General features: G+C 32.7%; 1 protein-coding gene. It reads right to left on the reverse strand.

Going from position 1 to position 3,094, the window contains the following annotated elements:
• Positions 1–671 precede the first annotated feature (671 nt).
• On the reverse strand, positions 672–3,094 hold a 2,423-nt coding region (locus BKH43_RS08245), incomplete at its 5' end, for an autotransporter outer membrane beta-barrel domain-containing protein (protein WP_143429064.1).

The following is a 3,094-nucleotide window of genomic DNA, read 5'->3' on the forward strand; positions in this document are numbered from 1 at the left end:
CTTTACTCTTAAAGCAATCTAAGTGCATATTAAGAGTTAGATCCCTTATTCCCCTCTCTAAAACAACCTTACTTCTCTCATAAGGTAACAGTAGTAAAACAGCACCTTTACTCTTCTTATAACATAAGAGTGCATAGTAGTAGATAGTTAAAAACTCTATTTCTCCTCTTAAGAGTACATAGCAGTACATAGTTAAAAGCTCTCTCTTTCTCTAAACCAATATCCTTACTCTTCTTATAGGATAGTAGTAGATAGTAGACAGTTAAAAGTCTTCCTTTCCTTTTCTACAACAATACTCTTACTCTTCTTATAGTATAAGAATAGATAGCAGCAGCTAAGTTAAAAGCTCTTTGCTCTCTTCTTTTTCTCTTCCTCTATTTCCAAAATAGCATTTTTATTCTTCTTATAGCGTAATAGCAGATAGGTTAAAAACTCTCTATTTCTTCTCTTGAGAATAGATATCAGCAGCTAAGTTAAAAGCCCTTTGCTCTATCCTTCTATCCTTCTATCCTTCTATCCTTCTATTCTAGCTCTCTTTAAAACAGCACCCTTACTCTTTTTATAACATAAAAGTAGATAGCAGTAGATAGGTTAAAAGCTTTCTATTTCTCCTCTTGAGAGTAGATATCAGCAGATAGTTAAAAGCCCTTTGTTCTCTTGTTCTATTCTTTCTAAAACAACACCCTTGCTCCTACAGAGCCACCTATCATAATGTTTTTATTAGTTATAGAAGATCTAAAAGTAAGTCCTAGATTAACATATAAGTTATCATTAACTGCTAGCTCTCCTCCACCCATAACTCCTAAAGTAGAACTATAAGCATCAGCTAGATAAGTAAGGTTATAAGCATTACCTACATTAACTAAGCCATTAGCATTAACTGAGTTTATACCTACAACAGTTGCTACATCCTTACCTGCTCCTTTAGGGTTAGCTCCTATACTACTTTGATTAACAAGTAAGTCTTGTCTTAGCTCTCCTAGTATATAGATATAACTAGAGTTTACAAAGTACTTTCTAACTTCTAATCCTGCATTTAATGCTAAGTCATGTTTTTGCTGGGCATCTACATTAACTAGTAAACTAGAAAGACTAGACTTACTTATAGCACTACCTCTTATAGGCCCATTATAAGCAAAGATATAACTAAGTCCTGCTTGAGGTTTTATAACCACTCCTCTAGCAAAGCTAAAGCCATAACCATAGGTTATATTAATATTAGTGTTGTAGTTTTTATAATCATACTTTTGATTAAACTGAGCAAGAAGTGGCATATCATTACTAGCTTGCATTATCTCATTAGTACTACCTAAGAGTTCACTTGCATTAAAGTCTAACTCATGTCTTCCAAAAAAGACCCTGCTATAAACTCCAAGACTTGCATTATTACTATCATTAGATAAAAAGTTATTATTACCATTAAACTTACCATAACCATAGGCCATATAAAAACCTAAGATAAAGTTTTTAACTAAGATGTCATAACCTGTATTAATCCCATATAAGCTAGCATTACCTACTTCACTAAAGTTTCCATTACCTATCATAGAAAGCCATATATTAGAAGGATACTTTTGTCTTTTACCATATTGATATAAGGCTAGGGTATCAAGACTTGCATTACTAGCAAACTTCTTATACTCTAATTCTTTAAGTAAAGAAGCATATCTTGGAGTATCATCATTTTCATAAAAGGCACTACTTAGTTTTACTAGTCTATTAACTCTTTGACTTTGAGTAGCTAGCATTATTTGATCTTGGGATGTTTCTTTAAAGTCTAGTCCTGAAGCATGTTTAAGTGAACTATCTAAAGTCTTAGCTGTGGTTACAAAGTAGTTTAGATCTCTTGAAGTATAAAGAGTTTGATCTAGGTCTTTTATAAAGTTTATAGCAGTTTGAGGATTATAAAAAAGTGTTCTTAATATATCATAGCCATTAACACTACTTTGTTTTATAGCATCTACCCAAGAGTTATTACCTCCTGCTTCCATCCATAAAGCACAACTAAAAGAATCTGAACCTACTCCACAAGCACTAGGAGTGCTAGTAGAACTAGCTAACATACTAGGATTAAGCCTTACTATCTTAAATCCTATAGAGTTATCTGTTATAACTTTAGATATTTCAAGATACTTACCTATTAAATCACTTCCATTACTAGTAATAGCAAGCATACGCTCCATCCTAGCTTTAGCATACTCATAAGGAGAGCTAAACTTACCTCCATTACTTTTTATACTTTCTCCACTAGAGTTAGTAGTATATACTGCTTTATCTTCTTCCCAAGGAGCTTTAAGACCTAGTTTATTAAAGATATTAGAATCTTTTAAGTTTTCACTAGTAGAAGTCTTAGTTATAGTTGCACTTTCTCCTAAGAGGTTATAGGTGTAGTTTAAACCACCACTAGCAGTAATAAGATTATATTCTTTATTAAGTGTTGCATGACTTAAAGAATTTATATCTCCTATATTAACACTTAGTCTATTTTTAGAACCCATAGATATATCAAAGGTTGCAACACCAGCTACATTTATATTACCTACTTCAAAGGTTGGTTTACCACTTCTAGTTACATCTCCAGCTTGTAAGATTATAGTTCCTGCATTTACTAGGTTGCCACTTGGGATACCTTTATTAGCATTAGCTGCGATATCAGTGGTAGTAGTGTTATTAGCATTAGTAATAGCAGCATTAGTAGTATCACTAGTAGTACTACTAGAAACTGCCATAACATTAGGAGTAGTGTTATTAGTACTAGCAGTATTACTTACTCCACTATTATTTATGCTATCAGCTTTAGCATTATTAGTTATATGAAGCTTAGCGCCTGCACCTATTTCTATAGTATTAAAGTTATTAAGATTCCCACTTACTGTAAGACTAACATCTTTTACTCTATCATTAATACTTGAGCCATCTACTAAGATAGTGCCATAGTTATTAAGAGTTGGAGTAGTTATAGAAACTTTTGGGGCTTTATAGGTTTGTGCATAGAGGTTTTCTAGGTGTAAGGTGTTATAGATATTTATATCACCAGTTACATGAAGATCAGAGTTCCCATCTTGAAAGGTTAGGTTGTTAGCGTTTAGGGTAG

Source organism: Helicobacter sp. 13S00401-1, from assembly GCF_002272925.1.
In the GTDB taxonomy this organism is placed as follows: Bacteria; Campylobacterota; Campylobacteria; order Campylobacterales; family Helicobacteraceae; genus Helicobacter_I.